General features: G+C 69.0%; 18 protein-coding genes. 14 read left to right on the forward strand and 4 right to left on the reverse strand.

Annotation, left to right across the window (positions count from 1 at the left end; genetic code table 11):
* Window positions 1–129 precede the first annotated feature (129 nt).
* The 7 genes from lysS to C3E87_RS13925 all read left to right on the forward strand — a co-directional run bounded on the left by lysS (window position 130) and on the right by C3E87_RS13925 (window position 7,964).
* Window positions 130–1,653: a lysine--tRNA ligase gene (gene lysS, locus C3E87_RS13895; RefSeq protein ID WP_076063993.1), complete on the forward strand. Its 1,524-nt coding sequence runs from the start codon at window positions 130–132 to the stop codon at window positions 1,651–1,653.
* Between the two features lie 107 nt (window positions 1,654–1,760).
* Complete coding sequence (locus tag C3E87_RS13900) at window positions 1,761–2,747, forward strand: DMT family transporter (protein ID WP_083665692.1); 987 nt, start codon at window positions 1,761–1,763, stop codon at window positions 2,745–2,747.
* Window positions 2,744–4,036, forward strand: coding sequence for an extracellular solute-binding protein (locus tag C3E87_RS13905; protein WP_076063997.1), 1,293 nt, complete (start codon window positions 2,744–2,746; stop codon window positions 4,034–4,036). The genes C3E87_RS13900 and C3E87_RS13905 overlap by 4 nt, the downstream gene beginning before the upstream one ends.
* Entirely contained in the window at window positions 4,033–4,956 is a 924-nt protein-coding gene (locus C3E87_RS13910) for a carbohydrate ABC transporter permease (protein ID WP_198928324.1), read from the forward strand. Before C3E87_RS13905 ends, C3E87_RS13910 begins: the two co-directional genes overlap by 4 nt.
* Window positions 4,957–4,959: 3 nt before the next feature.
* A complete protein-coding gene (locus C3E87_RS13915; protein ID WP_076063999.1) occupies window positions 4,960–5,853 on the forward strand; it encodes a carbohydrate ABC transporter permease in 894 nt (297 codons plus the stop codon).
* Between the two features lie 25 nt (window positions 5,854–5,878).
* Window positions 5,879–7,450 (forward strand): hypothetical protein, encoded by a 1,572-nt coding sequence (locus tag C3E87_RS13920; RefSeq protein ID WP_076064000.1) that lies wholly within the window; start codon window positions 5,879–5,881, stop codon window positions 7,448–7,450.
* A gap of 88 nt (window positions 7,451–7,538) precedes the next feature.
* Window positions 7,539–7,964 (forward strand): hypothetical protein, encoded by a 426-nt coding sequence (locus tag C3E87_RS13925; protein WP_076064001.1) that lies wholly within the window; start codon window positions 7,539–7,541, stop codon window positions 7,962–7,964.
* Window positions 7,965–8,031: 67 nt separating this feature from the next.
* Here the strand turns inward: C3E87_RS13925 and C3E87_RS13930 are convergent, their stop codons facing one another.
* Genes C3E87_RS13930 through C3E87_RS13940 form a run of 3 tightly spaced genes read right to left on the reverse strand, consistent with a single transcriptional unit; the run spans window position 8,032 to window position 12,996 of the window.
* Window positions 8,032–9,543, reverse strand: coding sequence for an amino acid permease (locus tag C3E87_RS13930; protein WP_076064003.1), 1,512 nt, complete (start codon window positions 9,541–9,543; stop codon window positions 8,032–8,034).
* A gap of 23 nt (window positions 9,544–9,566) precedes the next feature.
* Window positions 9,567–10,019, reverse strand: a complete 453-nt coding sequence (locus tag C3E87_RS13935; protein WP_076064005.1) for a hypothetical protein — start codon at window positions 10,017–10,019, stop codon at window positions 9,567–9,569.
* A gap of 1 nt (window position 10,020) precedes the next feature.
* A complete protein-coding gene (locus C3E87_RS13940; RefSeq protein ID WP_076064007.1) occupies window positions 10,021–12,996 on the reverse strand; it encodes a glycoside hydrolase family 2 in 2,976 nt (991 codons plus the stop codon).
* 190 nt (window positions 12,997–13,186) lie between these two features.
* Here C3E87_RS13940 and C3E87_RS13945 point away from each other — a divergent pair, with 190 nt between their 5' ends.
* Genes C3E87_RS13945 through C3E87_RS13960 form a run of 4 tightly spaced genes read left to right on the forward strand, consistent with a single transcriptional unit; the run spans window position 13,187 to window position 15,828 of the window.
* A complete protein-coding gene (locus C3E87_RS13945; RefSeq protein WP_198928325.1) occupies window positions 13,187–14,197 on the forward strand; it encodes a LacI family DNA-binding transcriptional regulator in 1,011 nt (336 codons plus the stop codon).
* Between the two features lie 15 nt (window positions 14,198–14,212).
* Window positions 14,213–14,596, forward strand: coding sequence for a DUF2218 domain-containing protein (locus tag C3E87_RS13950; protein WP_198928326.1), 384 nt, complete (start codon window positions 14,213–14,215; stop codon window positions 14,594–14,596).
* Window positions 14,597–14,599: 3 nt separating this feature from the next.
* The gene (locus C3E87_RS13955; RefSeq protein WP_076064013.1) at window positions 14,600–15,154 is read left to right on the forward strand and encodes a dihydrofolate reductase family protein; all 555 of its coding nucleotides are present in this window, start codon (window positions 14,600–14,602) and stop codon (window positions 15,152–15,154) included.
* Window positions 15,155–15,180: 26 nt separating this feature from the next.
* Window positions 15,181–15,828: an alpha/beta hydrolase gene (locus tag C3E87_RS13960; protein ID WP_076064015.1), complete on the forward strand. Its 648-nt coding sequence runs from the start codon at window positions 15,181–15,183 to the stop codon at window positions 15,826–15,828.
* Window positions 15,829–15,838: 10 nt separating this feature from the next.
* Here C3E87_RS13960 and C3E87_RS13965 read toward each other — a convergent pair whose 3' ends face one another.
* Window positions 15,839–16,552, reverse strand: a complete 714-nt coding sequence (locus C3E87_RS13965) for an NUDIX domain-containing protein (RefSeq protein ID WP_076064016.1) — start codon at window positions 16,550–16,552, stop codon at window positions 15,839–15,841.
* A 64-nt stretch (window positions 16,553–16,616) separates the two neighbouring features.
* Between C3E87_RS13965 and nadA the strand changes: the two genes are divergently transcribed.
* Genes nadA through nadC form a run of 3 tightly spaced genes read left to right on the forward strand, consistent with a single transcriptional unit; the run spans window position 16,617 to window position 20,103 of the window.
* A complete protein-coding gene (gene nadA, locus C3E87_RS13970) occupies window positions 16,617–17,636 on the forward strand; it encodes a quinolinate synthase NadA (RefSeq protein ID WP_076064018.1) in 1,020 nt (339 codons plus the stop codon).
* A complete protein-coding gene (gene nadB / locus C3E87_RS13975; protein WP_076064020.1) occupies window positions 17,636–19,222 on the forward strand; it encodes an L-aspartate oxidase in 1,587 nt (528 codons plus the stop codon). Before nadA ends, nadB begins: the two co-directional genes overlap by 1 nt.
* The gene (gene nadC / locus C3E87_RS13980; RefSeq protein ID WP_076064022.1) at window positions 19,219–20,103 is read left to right on the forward strand and encodes a carboxylating nicotinate-nucleotide diphosphorylase; all 885 of its coding nucleotides are present in this window, start codon (window positions 19,219–19,221) and stop codon (window positions 20,101–20,103) included. The genes nadB and nadC overlap by 4 nt, the downstream gene beginning before the upstream one ends.
* Window positions 20,104–20,177 lie beyond the last annotated feature (74 nt).

The raw sequence follows: 20,177 nt of genomic DNA on the forward strand, positions 1-20,177 counted from the left end.
CGGGTGGGCTCGCCTGAGGGGAGCGGAGCAGGCATCTGCGGCTGTCCGTGGCCTTGCGGGGGCTGGCTCATTCCGCCAGCCTAGCCGCGGCCCCCGGCGAAAGTGGCGTCCCGCACCCGCGACGGTAGGATGACCCGCGTGACTGAGACCCCTGACGTGCAGCCCACCGACTCCGAGCAGACCGTCGTCCGCAAGGAGAAGCGCGCCCGCCTGCTGGAACAGGGGATCGAGGCCTACCCCGCAGATCTGACCCGGAGCCACACCCTGCGTGACATCCGCGCCCAGTGGGGCCATCTGGAGGCCGGCGAGGAGACCCAGGACGTCGTGACCACCGGCGGCCGCGTCGTGTTCATCCGCAACACCGGCAAGCTGGCGTTCGCCACGCTGCAGGACGGCTTCACGCCGGAGGAGAACGGCGAGCGGCTCCAGATCATGCTGTCGCTGGCGGAGGTGGGCGAAGAGGCGCTCGCGGAGTGGAAGCACACCGCAGACCTCGGCGACTTCGTCTGGGTCACCGGCCGCGTCATCGTCTCGAAGCGCGGCGAGTTGTCGATCATGGTCAGCGAGTGGCGGATGGCCGCCAAAGCGCTGCGCCCGTTGCCCGTCATGCACAAGGACCTGTCCGAGGAGTCGCGGGTCCGCCGTCGCTACGTGGACCTCATCGTCCGCGACGATGCGCGTGAGATGGTGCGCAAGCGCTCGGCCATCACGCGGGCCATCCGGGAGACGCTGTACGGGCAGGGCTACATGGAGGTCGAGACCCCCATCCTGCAGCTCATTCACGGCGGCGCCGCGGCGCGTCCCTTCGAGACCCACATCAACGCGTTCGACATCCGCATGACCATGCGCATCGCGCTGGAACTCCACCTGAAGCGGACCATGGTTGGCGGTGCGGACAGGGTGTTCGAGATCGGCCGTGTGTTCCGCAACGAGGGCATCGACTCAACGCACTCAGCGGAGTTCACCATGCTCGAGGCGTACCAGGCCTGGGGGGACCAAGGCACCATCGCACTACTCATCCAAGACATCATCCTGGCCTCGGCGGACGCCGTCGGCTCGCGGCAGTTCGAGACGCCGAAGGGCGTCATCGACCTCGACGGCGAGTGGAGCTGGCTGTCGGTCTTCCCCGCGCTCTCCGAGCGGCTAGGCGAGGAGATCACTGTTGAGACCCCGGCCGAGGTGCTGCACAGGTTCGCCGACGCTCATGAGGTCGAGTACGACAAGGCGTGGGCCGCGGACAAGATGGTGATGGAGTTGTTCGGCGAACTCGTCGAACCCGGCCTGCTGCAGCCCACCTTCGTCTACGACTACCCCTCGATCGCCCAACCGTTGGCCCGCCGACACCGCAGCGACGCGGGCAAGGTCGAAGCCTGGGACCTGATCATCGGCGGCGTCGAACTGGGCACCGGTTACACCGAGCTGGTGGACCCGGTCATCCAGCGCGATGTGCTGATGACGCAGTCGAAGCTGGCCGCCGCGGGCGACCATGAGGCCATGGAGTACGACCAGGACTTCATCGAGGCGCTCGAGTACGGCGTCCCGCCGATGGGCGGCCTCGGCCTGGGCGTGGACCGCCTGATCATGATGCTGACCGGCGTCGGGATCCGCGAGACCATCCTGTACCCGCTGCTGCGTCCCTCCTCCGAGCGCTAAGCCCTCCCGAAACCCGGCCCCGTCGGAGCACGCCGAAAATGAAACCGGTTGCATCGGCTCACGGCGTCGCCTAGCATGTAACCGGTTTCATTCGAGGAGGAACAACCGTGGGCACACGAGGGAGCAGGGCGTCGCTGGCCACTGTGGCCATCCTCGTCGTCACCGCGATCTGGGGCTCGACGTTCTTCATCATCAAGGACGCCGTCGACAAGATCGATCCCATCGATTTCCTGGCGGCCCGGTTCTCCATCGGCGCAGTCATCCCCGCCGTCGTGTTCTGGCGGCGACTCCGCAGGCTGACGGCCCAGCAATGGCAGATCGGCCTGGCGCTGGGTGGGTTGTACGGGCTCGCGCAGATCGTGCAGACCGTCGGCCTGCAACACACCGACGCGTCCGTCTCCGGCTTCATCACCGGCACCTACGTGGTCCTGACGCCCATCATCCTGTGGATCGCCTTCAAGGCGCGGCTCACCCGCATCACCTGGGTCGCCGTCGGCATCGCGGTGGTGGGGCTGGCGATCCTCAGCCTCTCCGGCGTGGGTTCCGGCGGCGTCGGCGAGTCCCTCACCCTCGTCGGGGCCACCCTGTACGCGCTCCACATCGTGATGCTGGACCGCTGGTCCCGCAGCATGGACGCCATCTCCCTCACGGTCGTGCAGCTCATCGGCATCGCCGTGACCTGCGCGTTCCTCGGACTACCGGGCGCCTACCGGATCCCGGCCGACGCGACGGTGTGGGGGGCGATCCTCTACACCGCCATCTTCGCGGGCGTCGTCACGATGCTCCTCCAGACCTGGGCCCAACGCCACATCACGCCCACCAGGGTGGCCCTGATGATGACGTTCGAGCCCGTCTTCGCCTCCGCCTTCGCCGTGGCCCTCGGCGGCGAAACCCTCACGGCCCGCCTCATCGTCGGCGGGTCCCTGATCCTGCTGGCCACCTTCGTCGGGTTGCGCGCAGGACAAGCCGACACCACCGATCCAGCGCTCCTCGAGCACATCACCCACAGTCCCCCGGAGCCGGCCGAACCGGTTCCGGACACCACCGCCATTGACACAGGGTCATCGCTGACCCGAGACAGGAGCACCCCATGACCACCTTCACGCGCCGCCAGTTCGGCGGCTTCGCCGGCATCCTCGCAGCGGCGGCCGTCGCGGGCCCCACACTCACCGCCTGCTCCGGCACCGGCGGCCAGAAGGGCGCCGGCAAGGTCGTCTGGTCCACCTGGGGTTCGCCCGAGGACCTGAAGAGCTTCGACCGGTTCCAGGAGCAGTTCAAGGCGGACCACCCGGACATCGAACTGGTCTTCCAGCCCACGCCGTCGTACTCCGAGTACCACTCCAAGCTGCTGACCCAGCTGAGCTCCGGCACCGGGCCGGACGTGTTCTACATCGGCGACGACCGCGTCGCCTCCGTCATCCGCAACGACGTCCTGATGCCCGTCGACGGCGCCTCCGTCAAGGAGGGCGACTTCAGCAAGAACGTCCTCGACATCGCCCGCTGGGACGGCAAGCTCTACGCCCTGCCCAACGACGTGAACCCGGACACCCTCTGGTACGACAAGGAGGCGCTCAAGGCCGCGGGCATCACGGATGATCCCGCCACGCTGGCGGAGAACGACGAGTGGACCAACGAGGCCTTCTTCGACATGACCGCCAAGCTCGCCGCGGCGGGCCTCACCGGCGCCGTGTACTGGAACTACTGGGCCACCCACGACGGCTTCATGACCACCAACGGTGGCCAGGTCTACGACGGCGACGGCAACTACGTCGCCCACGAGGACCCCAAGTCGGTCGAAGCCATGGACAACTACGCCCGGCGCTTCCAGAGCGGCGAGATGAAGCTCGCCGACCTCCTGCCCGAAGGCGCCGGCTCCGAGACCCTGCTGGTCACCCACAAGCTGGGCTTCCTGGCAGCGGGCCGCTACACCATCGGCGCCATCCGCGGCGCGGGCGTGGACGAGGCCCTCTACGACATCGTCCGCTGGCCCACCCACGACGGCAAGGCCGCCCCCACCGGCGTCGCCGCCTCCTACCTCGCGATCAACGCGAAGGCCGCCGACCCGGAGGCAGCGCTCACCTTTTTCTCCGCGTTCCTGGATGCCGAGGGCCAGAGCCTGCGCCTCGAGGGCCAGGGCAACGCCGTCCCGTCGATCAACGGGGCCGACGACATCGTCCTCAGCGGCGATTACCCGGCGCACGCCCAGACCATGCTCGACATGCGCGACATGGGCTACTCCAACTTCGCCACCGAGGCCGCCGTCCCGGACCTGAGCAACCAGATCTCGGTGGAATACATGCAGCCACTGTACGAGGGCAAGAAGGACGCGCAGACCGCGCTCAACGAGGTGGCCGCCCTGGTCGAGGAGAAGACCAAGTCATGACCTCCACAGCTGTGACCGGGGCGGGGCCCGCCCCGTCCCGGCGCGGCTGGCGGGAGATGGACAAGTACTGGGGGATGTTCTTCGTGGCGCCGCAGGCGCTGGGCATGCTCCTGTTCACCCTCATCCCGTTTGCCGCGGCCTTCCTCCTCGCCTTCACCGACTGGAACGGCTTCGGGATGCCCGATTTCATCGGGTTCGAGAACTTCCGGGACCAGCTGAGCAGTCCACTGCTGGGCCGCGCCATCATCAACACCCTGGTCATCGCGGTGGTCACCGTGCCGATCGGCCTCTTCCTGGCCATCGTCGGGGCCACCGTGCTCAACAAGATCAAGGGACGCGCGTTCTATCTCGTGCTGTTCTTCGCGCCCGTGGTCACCAGCGCGGTAGCGATCGCCCTCATCTGGCAGCAACTCCTTCGCGCCGACGGCGTGATCAGCGGCTTCCTGACCAACACGTTCGGCATCGAGCCGATCGACTGGCTGGGCCACCCCTGGTTGGCCCTGCTGGCCGTGTGCCTCGTGACGATCTGGTCCTCGCTGGGCCTCAACATCGTCATCTTCATGGCCGGCCTGCAGTCCATCTCACCGTCCGTGCTGGAAGCAGCCGCCATCGACGGCGCCGGCCCCGTCTCCCGCTTCTTCAAGATCACCCTGCCGTTGCTGAGCCCGATCGTCTTCTACCAATCGGTCGTCGCCTTCATCTCGTCGCTGCAGACGTTCGACCTCGTCTTCGTCCTGGTCAACAACGCCGGCCCGGACAACGGCACCCGCACGATCGTCTACCACATCTACGACCTGGGCTTCGCCAAGTCGCAGTTCGGCCTGTCCAGCGCCGCCTCCATCGTCCTTCTGGCCCTCACCCTGGTGATCACCGCGATCCAGTTCGGCGCCCAGAAGAAGTTCGTCCACTACGAGGGCTGAGCCATGACCGCCTCCACCGTTCCCACCGCCACCGCCCCCACCGCCGATCCGACGCCGGCAACCCCTCGTCGACGGGTCTGGCTCGGCTGGCTCAAGCACCCGTTGGTGTTCGCGATCGCCCTGCTGATGGTCGCCCCGTTCATCTGGATGTTGCTGACCTCGTTCAAGGGCCTGCCGCAGTTGCTGCAGGACCCGTTGTCGCTGATCCCGAGCCCGTGGGTCTGGACCAACTTCGCCGACGCCTGGAACGCGTTGCCGTTCGGCCGCGCGTACGCGAACTCGATCTACATCACCGTCCTGGTGGTGTTCGGCACGCTCCTCACCGCGTCGATGGCCGCCTACGGCTTCGCGCGGATCCCGTTCAAGGGGTCAAAGACCCTCTTCTGGGTCTTCCTGGCGATGCAGATGGTGCCCAAGCAGGTCACCCTGGTGCCCTTCTACTTCCTGATGGCGCAGTTCGGCTGGGTGGATTCACACCTCGCGCTGATCATCCCGGCCATCATGGTCAACCCGTTCGGCGTGTTCCTCGCGCGCCAGTTCATCCAGTCGGTCCCCATCGAGCTCGAGGAGGCCGCGATGATCGACGGCGCCTCGCGGTGGCGCATCTACTGGACCGTCATCCTGCCGGCCATCCGCCCGGGCCTGGGCGCGCTGGCGATCATCGTGGCGCTGGACGCCTGGAACAACTTCCTGCTGCCGCTCGTGTTGTTGAACTCCACCGAGCTGTTCACCGTGCCCCTGCTGCTGTCGCAGTTCCAGGGCCAGTACGGCGGCATGAACTACGGCCTGGTGATGGCGGCCACCGCGTTCTCGACGGTGCCGATGCTGATCGCCTTCGTGATCGGCCAGCGCCAGATCATCGAGTCGCTCGCCACCTCCGGCCTCGGCGGCCGCTGAGGCCGCAGACCACAAGGAGAAGCACATGCAGGATCTGGGGCTCGACCTCGCCCACTGGTTCGACCTGGACCACGTGCCGTACACCGTGCGCGGCTCGCGGCTCTTCGTGCGTCGCGCCGACGACGGGCTCACCGTGTACCGGGCGGCCTATGAGCGGGCGCTCGCCGACAGCATCGCCGTGAGCGGCCTCCGCGTCGTCGACGGCGAAGGTGGCCCCGCAGACGTCGAACTGGTGGACCCCTTGCGCATCACCTTCCGGGGCGGGGCCCACCTCTACGTCACCGCCGACGACGAGGTGGTGGTGGAGCTCCCGCCCGGGTTCCGGGTGGAAGGTGCGGTCAACCGCGCCGAGACCAGGCTGCGGATCGCGCGGCCGCCAGAGGACGGGCCGTCCCAAGTGGCTGGTGAGCTCGCCCGCTGGATGGCGAAGTGCCCCACCGTCGACGAGCGGTGGCGCGACATCACCCGCTTCTGCTGGTGGGTGCTGGGCGCCAACACCCTCATGCTCGACGCCCCGGACGGGCTGCGGCGCGCCGTCGTGCCGTCGAAGATCGGGTATGTCGGGCTGTGGCAGTGGGACGCCTACTTCATGGCGATCGGGCTGCGCCACGGCGACATCGGGCTGGCCGCCGAGCAGCTCCGCATCGCGTTGGCCTACCCCGGCGACGACGGCCAACTGCCCGACGTCGTGCACGAGCACGGCATCCTGGCCTCCTCCGACGACCTGCCACCCGGCGACCTCGAGAACCTCCGCCGCATGGGTTCCCCCAGCCTGGCGCACGCCCGCGTCCCGCTCACGAAGCCGCCGCTCACCGCGCTGGCGGTGGCGTTGCTGGCCGAGCAGGCCGGGCCCGAGGTGATCGACGAGTTCCTCCCCACCATGCTGGCCGCGCAGGACTGGTGGTACTCCACGTCCGCCCCCGCGGGGCACCCGGCGTACCTGCATCCCTATTCGTCGGGCCTGGATGACTCGCCGGTCTTCGACCACGACGCCATCCTGGTGTCCCCGGATCTCACGAGCTACCTGGTCCTCGCCGACCGCCTGTTGGCGGGCTGGCTCGAGGAGCGCGGCGAGGTGGGGGCGGCCGAGAGGTGCCGCGCCCGTGCCGACCGCTCCGTGGCGGCGCTGGCCGGCACGTGGGACGAGGGGCGGGTGTTCTTCCCGAGCATCGGCGAGCACGGCGACCCGGTGACCTCAGAGACCATCGTCTCCCTCATGCCGGTGCTGGTCGACGGGCTGCCGGAGCGCCTGCTCGACGGCCTGCTGGCGGCGATCAACGACCCGCAGCGGTTCGCCACCCCCCACCCGCTGCCCACCGTCGCGGTGCGCGACGACGATTTCTCCCCCACGCGCATGTGGCGCGGCCCGGTGTGGGTGAACACGAACTGGCTGGTGGCCACCGGACTGCGCGCCCGCGGCCGCACTGCCGAGGCGGAGCGCATCGAGCGCGCCACCGTCGAGCTGGTGGCTGAGCACGGGCCCAACGAGTACTTCCGCCCGGACACCGGGGCCAAGCCGCCCCGTGCCACCACCGTCTTCGGTTGGTCCGCGGCGTTGACGGTAGACCTCGCGGTGCGGCTCAGCCGCCGTAGCTAGGCTCCGACTGACCCGAGCGGCAATATCTCACGCAGCGTTCTGGCTGGATAGGTCGAGACCTAATCAGATGCCTAGATGTTCGCGGCTGATGGAGATCGCAGGCATCGACCCGGAGGCCGTCGCGCGTCGAGTCGCCTCCTACGCGTCGCTCGGATCTCGGATCGCTGCGAACTACTTCGTCGGCCTCGGCAAGGAGGACCTCGGTCGGCTTGTCATGACTCCCCAGATGCAAGAGACCATGCGCTCGATCAGGGAGTCGGTTGCAGCAACGATCCGGAGTTCGATGGCTCCCCAGCTCGCCGACTTCAACGCGCTGGAGCGCGTGAGTGCCGACCTGGTCAAGAGCGCAGATCTCGACGAGTTCACGAGCCGGATCTCAGCTCAAATCGTCAACAGCGACGTCATGGAGAAGTTCGGCCGAGCGTGGGGGAAGGCTCTGAGCGACAGCATCGCGGTCAAACCGGGAACGCTTGCTGCCATTCGTGAGGCACAGAATGGGGTCACGCGTGGGTGAGCCCCGAGCCCCATCAACGACGAAACGGGCCCGGGAGTAAGACCTCCCGGACCCGTTTCCTGTCAGGTCAGCCGACGACCGTGGGGTCCGCCTGGTTGACCGGTGCCACGTAGTCGCCGCGCAGCATCTGCTCGGCCGTGGGCTCGAGCTCCGCTGCGGCAGCGGCGGGATCGGTGGCCCGGAGCCGCTTGATGTAGCGCTCGTACCAGATGATGGCCAGGCCGAGGAACACGACGACGCCGCCGACGTTGTAGGTCAGTGTCAGCCACAGCGGCTGGCCGGTGGGGGTGGTGCCGGCGATGAACACGAAGGCGAACACAACCAGCAGGAAGGTGGCCACGCCCAGGCCGAAGCCCTTCTGGCCCATGCGGAAGTCGCGGGTGACATGGTCGTACTTCCGACGCAGCACCCAGTAGGCCAGCAGGATCAGCAGCGGTGGCAACAGCGCGGTGGCCGCAGTCATGTTGATGACGATGCCGAGCAGGTCGTTGATGTTGCCGGAGCCGAGCGCCGGGATGACGAGGATCGGCACCACGATGGCGAACTGCAGCCAGGCGGCGCGGAACGGGATGCCCTCCTCGTTCAGCTCGACGAGCTTGCCGCCGAAGATCCCGGCCGGGATCTCCGAGAAGAAGATCTTCACCGGGGTGGAGGTCCACATCAGGAGCGAGCCGAGGGTGGCGGCCAGCAGGATGAGGCCCAGGCCGCGGTTGACCAGGTCGGCCGACAGGCCGAAGTGTTCGCCGACGGCGCCCATGACGACGAACAGGCCGTTGGAGTAGTCCAGCGTGCCGACGGGCACGAACACGTTCATCAGCAGCGAGGCGGCGGCGTACAGCAGACCGATCGCAATACCGGCGATGACGATGGTGCGGACGAAGGCCTTGACGCCGCCGCGGAGGTCGTTGAGGAACACGGCCGACGACTCGGCGCCGCCCACGCCCTGGATGATCCAGGCCAAGGTGCCGAAGAAGCCCCAGGCCATGGCGAAGGTCGACAGGTCGGGCGCCATGGTGGACACCGAGATGGGGGTCGCCGGCTCCACGCCGCCGAAGAGCGAGGCGACCGACAGCAGGATGAACGCGACGGTCAGCACCAGCACCAGCGTGGCGCCGATCGAGGTGACGGACCCGATCCACTTGGCGCCCTTGGTGGACACGAAGGTGGCGATCGCGAAGATGATGATGGACAGCACGGTGATCCACACCTGCGACAGCTGCTTCTCCTCGCCGTAGAACAGGTAGGAGGAGAACACGAGGATGAGCGGCAGGAGCGACGCGAAGTAGAACAGGTTCACGAACCAGTAGGTGAACGCGGTGAGGTAGGCCCAGCGGCCGCCCATCGACGTCTTGACCCACTGGTACACGCCGGATTCAGAGTTCTTGTTCAGCGCCACGAATTCGGCGATGACCAGGGTGAACGGAATGAAGTAGAGCAGCGTTGCGAAGAAGAACGCCGGTGCCGACGCCAGCCCGATCGCCACGTTGTTGTTGATGACGTTACGGATGTTGAACACCGCCGCCACCGTCATGGTGAGCAGGGCGAACATGCCGATCCGCCCGCGGTTGGTAATGGTCATGGTGTGACTCTCTCCCTGAGCGTCTATTTATTGTGGAAGGTGGCGCCCTCGACCGAAACGTGCAACAGCACCGCTTCGGAGTCGGGCGTGGGAAGGACGCGGAACGCCTCGTCGATGTCGACGACGAGCACCCCGTTCTTCGGGACGGTGACGACCTCGGCTTCCCCGCGGAACGGCTGGCGGTCGGTCAGGTCTGAGTAGGCGCCGACCTCGACGAGGTCGGCTTTGGGGGCGACGGCGACGTCAACATCGCCGTCCAGCGCCGCGACCACACCGTGGTAGCGGCGCCGACCTACGAGCTCTTCGGTGGCGAGCTCGGCGGTACGGTCCTTGCGGTAGGTGAGCGAGTCGACGATGGAGTAGGCCACCCCGCTCTGCAGCGACGGCGCGTTCTCCAGGGCCTGGAGGGTGCGGCGCCACTTCTTGTGGCCGCCCATCACCTCGTGCATCGTGGCCCGGTCTGTGAAGAGTCGCATGTCAGTTCTCCTCGGTGGGTCGCAGGGTGAACTCGAAGTCGAAGGCCTCGAAGCGGGTGCGGTAGGCGTCGAGCACCTCGGAGCCCCAGGAGTTGGAGCCGAGGCCCATCACCTGGTCGTTGAGGTTGAGCGTGACGTTGTCGCGGCGCACCAGGTCGGTGCGGTGCTGGGCGTCGTCGATGTCCTGGCACGTGTGGTTCCACGCGGAGAAGTGGAACGGCGCCTGGTCCGCGGGGCGGCTCACGTGGAGGCCCTTGCCGGCCTCGTCGGTGACGGTCACCCAGCGCACGTCGCCGCGGTTGCCGTAGTCCTGGGGGTAGACGTACGGCGTCTCCATGGCGTCGACGGTGGTCTCCCAGAAGCCGATGGTGTTGGCGGCCTTCGAATCCGGGTAGTTCTCCCCCGGCCCGCGGCCGAACCACGCCAGCTGCTGCAGTTCGCCCGGCACCTCGAGGCTCACGCCGATGCGCGGGATGATGTCGCGGTAGTGGCCGTAGGGCTCCCCGTTGACGGCGACGGTGGCGACACCGTCGCCGCCGACGCGCCAGGTGACGCGGCACTGCATGCCGAAGTCCAGCACCGGCGGGGCGACCCGCACCTCGTGCTCGACGACGACGGCCTCGCCGTCAAGGCGCCAGGTCACGTTGCGGGCCGAGTTCTGCATGATCTCGATGTGCCGGGGGGTCCAGTGCTCGTCGGCCTCCTGCTGGTGGTTGTCGATGAGCGGCTTCCAGAACCCGACGCGGAGCGGCGCGGCCACCAGGCTGCGGCCGCCCGTGCGCCAGGAGAGGAGGTCGCCGTTCACCGTGTCGAACACGAGCTCGCCGTTGCCGGTGCTGACCGTGAGGGTGAACTCCTCCTCGGCCGTGTCCAGGCGCGGCGCCACGGCGGGCGCTGCGGGCAGGGCGTCGACGACGGCGAACTGGTGGACGCCGAGCTCGCGGCCGGCGTCGGCCCAGGTGTGGGCCTCCGTCGAGAAGACGCGGGCGACCGCGGCGGCCGGGGCGCCGTCGCCGAGGTTCAGCGCGAGTTCGGTGGTCCAGGTCTCGCCCGGGCCGACCGGTTGGGGCGTGAGAGTCACGGGCGCGGCGGGCACGCCGTCGACGGAGGTCTCGATGCGGATCTCGATGTCGCTGAGGTCGGTGAACCAGCGTCGGTTCCGCACGCTGAGCACGCCGTCGCTCCAGGTCACGAGGACGGGGCAGATGACCTGCTTGTACTCGGTGAGGCCGGGGCTGGGCTGCTGCCAGGGGAAGACGAGGCCGTCGATGCAGAAGTTCTTGTTGTTGGGGTAGTCGCCGTAGTCGCCGCCGTAGGCGTAGAAGGCGTTCTCCCCCACCGCCCCGCCGCTACGGCTGCGGTCGAGCAGTCCGTGGTCCGCCCATTCCCAGATGAAGTGCCCCTGGATGGAATCCCACCTGTTGAACACTTCCTGGTACTCGGACAGGCCGCCCGGGCCGTTGCCCATCGAGTGGCCGTACTCACAGTTGATGCGCGGCTTCGGGTGCGGGTGCTCGCCGAAGTCGTTCATCTGCTGCACGCGGGAGTACATCGTCGACACGATGTCGACGACCTCACCGTTGCGGTCCTCCTCGTAGTGCACGGGGCGGGTGGGGTCGAGCTCCTTGGCGCGGTGGTACATCGCGCGGATGTTGCAGCCGAACTCGGACTCGTTGCCGAGGCTCCAGATCAGCACCGACGCGTGGTTGCGCTGCGCGAGCACGTGGCGCTCGATGCGGTCCACGTAGGGCGCCTCCCACGCGGGATCGTCGGTGACCCTGGCCAGGTCGTCGACGTTGGCGAAGCCGTGCGACTCCAGGTCGGTCTCCGCGATCAGCATCAGGCCGAGCTCGTCGCACATCTCGTAGAAGCGCGGGTCGTTGGGGTAGTGCGCGGTGCGCACGGCGTTGATGTTGTGACGCTTCATGAGCTCCAGGTCGCGGCGTGCGCGGTCCATCGAGATGGCGCGGCCCTTCTCCGGGTCGTGGTCGTGACGGTTGACGCCGTGCATCATGAAGTAGGCGCCGTTGAGGTGCATGAGGCCGTCGTCGATGGTGATCTCGCGGAGGCCGAGGCGGTGCGGGACGTGCTCGCTGACCCCGTCGTCGCCCATGACGGTGAGCGTCATGTCGTAGAGGTGCGGCGTCTCGGGGTTCCAGAAGGTGGCGTTGTCGACGGTGACCGTGACGGTGTCGCCGGGGGTGAGCGTGGCGCTGGCGACGGTGGTGTCGCCGTCGGCGATTCTCCATTCGATGCTGCGGGCGCCGTCGGCCTCTGCGGTGAGGGTGACCTCGGCGGAGTCGCCGGATTTGTGCGTGCGGACGAAGAAGTCCGTCAGGCGCGCCTGCGGGCGGGTGATGAGGTAGAGGTCGCGGAAGATGCCCGAGGCCCACCACATGTCCTGGTCCTCGATGTAGGTGGCGTCGCAGTACTGCAGCACCTTGACCGCGAAGAGGTTGTCGCCGTCGACGATGTGGGCGGTGATGTCGAACTCCGCGGTGAGGCGGGAGCCCTTCGTCATGCCGACGAAGTCGCCGTTGAGGTAGATCTCGGCGTAGGACTCGACGCCGTCCATCTTGAGGATGACCTGTTCACCGTCGGCGGGCCGGCTCAGCGGCACGACTCGCTGGTAGGCACCGGTGGGGGTGTCGGCCGGCACGCGGGGCTGCTCGATGGGGAACGGATAGCCCTCATCGGTGTACTGGAGGTGACCGTAGCCGTCGAGCTGCCACAGGTGCGGCACGGTGACGGTGTCCCACCCATCCTGGTGCGCGGAGGTGAAGGCGGCGGGCACACGGAGCGGGTTGTCGAACAACCGGAACTGCCAGTCACCTGACATGCTGACGAAGCCGCGCGACCGGCTGCGGTCGCGGGTGGCGGCGTCCTCTTCGGTGGCGTAGCCGAAGAAGTAGGCGCGGGCCGGGAGCCTGTTGCGCCCCGTGAGGGAGGGGTTCTCCCAGTCACGCGGGTCGGTCATGGACTCGATCTCCTTAAGTCGTTCACCGGTCACCGCTGAAATGTAACCGGTTTCATTGGCTCAATATACATAACCCCCACCGCGCTGTCACGCCGGGGGTGCCCAAAATGAAACCGGTTTCTTTCTGTGGCACCGCGATGACTCCATGGATGCGAGAATAGGGCTGCACAAGCACAGGAAGGGGGCGGAGTTGGACTCGATCAAGCGCGCCACCATCGGCGACGTCGCCCGCGTGGCCGGAGTGTCGCGGGCCACGGCGTCCCGGGCGCTCAACGACTCCGCGCAGGTCACGGCCGCCACCAAGGAGCGGGTGCGCGAAGCGGTGCGCGAGACCGGCTTCGTGATGAACAAGATGGGCCGGGCCCTGGCCGTCGGCCGCTCGGAGACCATCGCGATCCTCGTCACCGAGCCCCTCGACGAGTTCTTCAGCGACCCGACGTTCCTCACCGTGCTGCGCGGGATCACCGAAGGCCTGGCAGAGACCTCCACCATGCCGGTGCTGCTGCAGGCCTGGTCCGACGCGGAGCACAGGCGCGCCCTGCGCCACTTCGAACGACGCGCGGTGGACGCCGTCATCTCCATCTCGCCGTACGTCGGCGGCGACATGCTCGAGGCGCTGCGCGAGGGCACGCTCCCAGTCGTGCTCTGCGGCCAGGTGGAGGGCCACCCCTACCTGGGGGTCTTCGCGAGCGTCTACGCGGATGATGTGGCGGGCGCCCAACTCGCCGGGAACCGGATGACGGCCCGTGGCCGCCGTCGTGTCGCCGTCATCAACGGCCCGCAGGACAACCCCGCGGCAGTGGACCGACTGCTGGGCTACCGGGCCGCGTTGAGCGGGGCCTTCGACCCGGAACTCGCGGTATGGACAGGCTGGGACGAGGCCTCCGGCTTCGACAGCATGCGCACGCTCCTGGAGCGCGACCCTGCCATCGACGGCGTGCTCGCCGCCTCAGACCGCATCGCCGCCGGCGCGCTCCGGGCGCTCTCCCTGGCCGGCCGGTCCGTCCCCGGCGACGTGTCGGTGATCGGCTTCGACGACCACAGCCTGGCCGCTTCCACCGCTCCACCGCTGACCACCATCAGGCAGCCCATGAACCTACAGGGCAGGCTGGCCACCCAGTTGGCCATGGAGATGATCGACGGCAAGAAGGCCCGCAGCGTCGTCCTCGACATGGAACTCGTGGAACGCGCTTCGGTCTGACGCTAGCCTGGGAGCATGAACTTAGGTGAACCTAACTCGGCACCCGCAGGTATGAGCAGCGTCTCGTCCGTCACGACGGAGCGCCCCGCCCGGTACGGGAAGCAACTGGTCGGCCATCTGGGGCGCCGCGCAGGCGGCGAGTGGTCCGCGGAGACCGAATCCGGCTGGGTGCAACTGGGCGACATGGGCCGCGCTGAACTCACCGCGGAGACCGACACCCTCGTCCTGCAGGTCTTCGGCCCCGACGCCGAGACCATCGAGCGGCTGGAGCAGGTCGTCGGCCGCCACCTCGTGCGCTTCGGCGCCAAGGATGAGCTTGCAGTCGCCTGGGTGCGCGACGACGGCACCCCCGGCACGGAACAGCGGTTCTCAGACCCCGAACCCGTGCAGGCGGGCTGAGCCATGGGGAGGATCCTCTTCGACACCGCCACCAGCATCAACGGCTGGATCGCCGACGAGCACAATTCGCTGGACTGGCTCTTTGTGGTCGACGGCGGCGACCACCCCGACGAGGGCCTGTTCCCGGACGGCGCCACCGTCCTGGTGGAAGGTTCCACCACGTACCAGTGGGTGCTCGACCATGACGACATCCTGCACCACCCAGAGAAGTGGCAGGACTTCCACGGGTCGCGGCCCGCCTTCGTCTTCACCACGCGCCGCCTGCCCCGGCCAGAGGGCGCGGACGTCCGCTTCGTTTCCGGTGCGGTGACCGACCACATCGGGGCAATCCGTGAGGCGGCCGGCGACGGCGACATCTGGGTGGTCGGCGGCGGCGACCTGGCCGGCCAGTTCCTCGACGCCGGGCTGCTGGACCAGATCGCGCTGTCGGTCGCCCCCGTCGCCCTCACCGGCGGCGCCCCGCTCCTACCGCGGCGCCTGGAGTCGGACCGCCTCCGGCTGGTCTCGGCGCAGGCGCACGGCCAGTTCGCCCGCCTCCTCTACGACGTCGTCCGCTGACTTTCCCCGCCTGACAGGATGAATCCATGACCGACCAGTTGATGATCGATCCCGCCCTCACACTGTGGTCCACGGAGCAGCGGGAGGGCCTTCCCCTGCTGGTACTCCTGCACGGCTTCGGCTCCAACGAGGAGGACCTGTTCAGCCTGGTCCCCTACCTCCCCGGCGGCATCGCGGTGGCCTCGCTGGCCGCTCCCGGCGCCCCGCCGGCGCCCATGCCCGGGCGCGCCTGGTTCCCGATGGGCACGCTGGGCAACACCCACGAGGTCATCGCCGACGCCGCCGCCGCGGTCCGGCGCTGGATCGACGCGGAGGCCGGCACCGCACCGTCGGTGGCCCTGCTCGGCTTCTCGCAGGGCGCCTCCGTCGCGCTGGAGGCGCTGCGTCAGGGCCCGGAGCGGTTCGACGCGGTGCTCGCCCTGAGCGGCGTGGTGTCGCCGTTCGGCTCCGACGGCGACGCCCGGTTGGGCGAACTGCGCCCGCCGGTCTTCTGGGGCCGGGGCTCGCTCGACACGGTCTTCGCAGAGGAGCTCATCGACCACACCGCGCAGTGGCTGCCGGAACACTCCACCCCCACCGTGCACCTGTACCCTGGCCTCGGCCACGGGATCGCGCAGGAGGAGTTGGGCGACATGGCCTCCTTCATCGAGGCCTGGCGCGATTCGGCCCCCTGAGCGTCCACCCTCACTCCGGCCGCAACACCGCGAACGGGTCGGTCACCACCAGTTCCCTGTCAACGAAGCGGAACACCCGCGCGGGCCGGCCGCCCTTCGCGCCTGAGACGGTCAGCTCACCCGTCGATTCCAGCTGCCCACGCCGCGTCAGCACCCGCTGCAGGTTCGTGGGCGCGACATCGTGGCCCAGCGCCGCCACGTACACGGAGCGCAGCTCGGCGATCGTGAACTCCTCCGGCATCAGCGCGAAACCGATGTTCGTGTACGACAACTTGGCCCTCAGCCGGCGCACGGCGTGCGCCACGACGAACCGGTGGTCGAAGGCCATCTCCCCCACGCCGTCGACGTCCACCCAGGCGGCGTTGTCCGGTAGCTCCGGCTCGGCGCCCGCAGCCACCAACCCCAGGTAGCTCGTCCCGATGGTGCGCTGCGCCGGGTCCCGCGAGGGATCGGAACTCGTGCCCAACTGCTCCAGGTGCGCCAACCCGGCGACATCGACCTTCGACGCCAGGTGCCGCAGCACCGATGCCTCCAGGGTTTCGCCCGGCTCCACCGGCCCCGACGGCAGCGCGGGCACGCCGGCGAAAGGCGCCGAGCCCCGGATCGCCGTCAGCACGCACAGCCTCGTGTCGGCGCCTCCGCCGCGCACCTGCAGCACCGCGCCGATCGCCTCGTGGCGGTAGAGGGCTACCCCGGCGGAGTCGCGGATTTGGCTGCTGGTCATGGCCGCATGCTACAGTGACGCAAGTTTCCGCCTCTGAGACGAAAACCCACGAAGGGACACCGCCATGACGCTCACCCTGAACCGCACCTGGGAGCAGTGGACCGCAGACGAAGTCGCGGAGTGGCGGGAGCGCGTCCACGCGTTGGCCGTCGAGCGCGACGCGGTGATCCTGGCGCACAACTACCAGTCCGGCATCATCCAGGACGTGGCGCACCACGTTGGCGACTCCCTCGCCCTCAGCCGGCTGGCCGCCACCGTCGATGCCGAGACCATCGTGTTCGCCGGCGTGCACTTCATGGCCGAGACCGCGAAGATCCTCTCCCCCGCCAAGCGCGTCCTGATCCCGGACCAGAACGCCGGCTGCTCGCTGGCCGACACCATCAACGCCGGCCAGCTCCGCGCCTGGAAGGCCGAACACCCTGACGCCGCCGTCATCTCCTACGTCAACACGACGGCGGAGGTGAAGGCGCTCACCGACATCTGTTGCACGTCCTCCAACGCGGTCGAGGTCGTGCGCAGCATCCCGGAGGACCGCGAGATCCTGTTCCTCCCGGATCAGTTCCTGGGCGCCCACGTGCGCCGCGCCACCGGCCGGAAGAACATCCAGGTGTGGCTCGGCGAGTGCCACGTGCACGCCGACATCTCTCCGTCGAACCTCATCGACGCCGTCCGCAGCAATCCCGACGCGGGCCTCTACGTGCATCCGGAATGCGGTTGCACCACCTCGGCCCTGTGGCTGGCGGAATCCGGCGAACTGCCGGAGGGCCGCACCCATGTGTTGTCGACGGGCGGCATGCTCGACATGGCGCGCAACGAAACGCGTAGCCAGGTGCTCGTGGCCACGGAGATCGGCATGCTGCACCAGCTCCGCAAGGCCAACCCGACGACGGATTTCCGCCCCGTGAACGCCCAGGCGTCGTGCCCGTACATGAAGTTGATCACGCCGGAGAAGCTCGAGGCCTGTCTCGGCGACCCGGCCACCACGGCGGCGTACGAGGTAGACGTGGCGCCCGAGATCGCGCTCAAGGCCCGCCAGGCGGTGGAGCGCATGATCGCGATCGGCAACCCCGGCTCGGGCGAGTGATGCGCGCGCGGGTCGTGGTGGTGGGCACCGGCGCCGCCGGCCTGTCCACGCTGCTCCACCTCGCCGCGGCGGGCGTCGACACCATCGCCGTCACGCGGGCGGGTGTCACCGATTCGGCCACCGGCTGGGCCCAGGGCGGCCTCGCGGCGGTCTGGAACGCGGGCGACTCCTTCGAGACCCACATCGCCGACACCCTCACCGCCGGGGTCGGCCTCTGCGACGAGACCGTCGTCCGTGACCTGGTCACCTCCGCCCCCGGCTCCATCACGCGGCTCATCGAGCTGGGCGCGAAGTTCGACCGCACGCCGGATGGGGAACTGGACCTGCACCTCGAGGGCGGCCACTCCCACCGGCGCATCATCCACGCCGACGGCGACGCCACCGGCGCCGAGATCGAACGCGCGCTCTGGGCGGTGCTGTCGCGGGCGCTGGAGGGCAGTTCCGTCCGCATCCTGGAGGACACACGGCTCGTCGACATCCTGACCGAGGGCGGCCGCGCCGTCGGCATCCGTGCGCTCGGTGACGAACCCTTCGACATCCGCGCCGACGCCGTCGTGCTCGCCACCGGCGGCATCGGCCAACTGTGGCCCGTCACCTCCAACCCGGCGGTGGCAACGGGCGACGGCGTGGCCGCGGCCCTGCGCGCCGGCGCGGCCGTGCGCGACATCGAGTTCGTCCAGTTCCATCCCACCGTCCTCGCGGACGAGGCGGCCACCGCCCGCGGGGTGCTGATCAGCGAGGCCGTTCGGGGCGAGGGCGCGTTCCTGGTCGACTCGTCGGGCCGCCGCATCATGGCGGGTGTCCATCCCCTTCAGGACCTGGCTCCCCGCGACGTGGTCTCCGCGGCGATCGTCGCTCACCTCACCGCCACCGGCCAGGCCCACGCGTTCCTCGACGCCACCCACTTCGGGGCCGCCACGTGGGAGGCGCACTTCCCGGGCATCCTGGCGCTCTGCCGGGAACGGGGCGTCGACCCCGTGACCGAGCCCATCCCCGTGCATCCCGCCGCGCACTACTCGTGTGGTGGCGTCGCCGCAACGCTCGACGGCGAGACCAGCGTGCCGGGTCTCTTCGCTGTCGGGGAGGTCGCCGCCACCGGCCTGCACGGCGCGAACCGCCTGGCGTCCAACTCGCTGACTGAGGCCCTCGTCATGGGCGACCGCGTGGGCCGGCTGCTGGCCGCCGCTCCGGTCGAGCCCACCTCGCACCGCGGAGTGGCGAAGCCGGAGGGCCGCACCGAGCCGCGCCTCATCGACCCCTCGTCGACGCCCGCGCTCCGCGCCGCCATGCAACGCCACGCCTTCGTCGCCCGCACCGCCGACGGCCTGGCCACACTGCTCCGCGACCTCGGGGCAGCCCCGTCCACCGACACGCTGACCGACCGTTCCCTCACCGCCACCAACCTCCATACGGTCGCCGTGGCGATCGCGACGGCGGCCCTCGCCCGCGAGGAGTCCCGGGGCGCGCACCGCCGCGCCGACTTCCCCGGGCGGGCTGAGGCGCAACGCCTCCTCGTCACCTTCACCCACGGCGCGCTGACCTGCAGCGCCGAGCCCCTCCCCGCCGTCGAAAGGACCGCCGCATGACCACCCGGCAGGAGACGACCACCGAAGCCCAGGCGGAGCTGCAGCGCCTCGTCGACATCGCCCTTGACGAGGACCTCCGCTACGGGCCGGACGTGACCACCCTCACGACGGTGCCCGCTGAAGCGCAGGGTGTCGCCGAGGTCGTCAGCCGCGAGGCGGGCGTCATCTCGGGCATCGACGCCGCGCTCGCCGCCCTCAAGACGCTGGCCGACAGGGTCGGTTCCAGCGCCTCCGCCGAGGTCGTCGCGCCGGACGGCACCCACGTGGCCCCCGGCGACGTGGTGCTGCGCATCTCCGGCCCGGTGCAGACCCTGCTCACGGCCGAGCGCACGCTCCTGAACTTCCTGGGTCAGTTGTCCGGCGTGGCCACCGCGACCTCCCGCTGGGTCGAGGCCGTCGCCGACACCGACGCCAAGATCCGCGACACCCGCAAGACCGTCCCCGGCCTGCGGGCGCTGCAGAAGGCCGCCGTCGTGGACGGCGGGGGCGTGAACCACCGGATGGCGCTCGGCGATGCCGCTCTGATCAAGGACAACCATGTCGCTGCTGCGGGCTCGGTGGAGGCGGCGTTCCGCGCGGTGAAGCACGCCGCGCCCGGCATCTCCGTCGAGGTGGAGTGCGACACGCTGGAGCAGGTCCGCGAGGCAGTGGAGGTCGGCGCCGAACTCGTCCTCCTCGACAACATGGCCCCCCAAACGATGCGTGCCGCCGTCGAGATCTGCCGACCGGCCGGCGTGAAGACCGAGGCGAGCGGCGGCCTGACACTGGAATCAGCCCACGCCGTCGCAGCGACGGGCGTCGACTACATCTCCATCGGCGCGCTGACCCACTCGCCCCGCGTCCTGGATCTCGGCCTCGACCTGCGCAGCGCCACCGCGTAGACCGCTCGCCGGCGGTCCGACCCACGCAGTGGGCAGCGCCGATCCTGTCCCAGGAACGGCGCCGAGAGGCAGAC

The organism is Tessaracoccus sp. ZS01, assembly GCF_022342445.1.
Taxonomy (GTDB): Bacteria; Actinomycetota; Actinomycetes; order Propionibacteriales; family Propionibacteriaceae; genus Arachnia.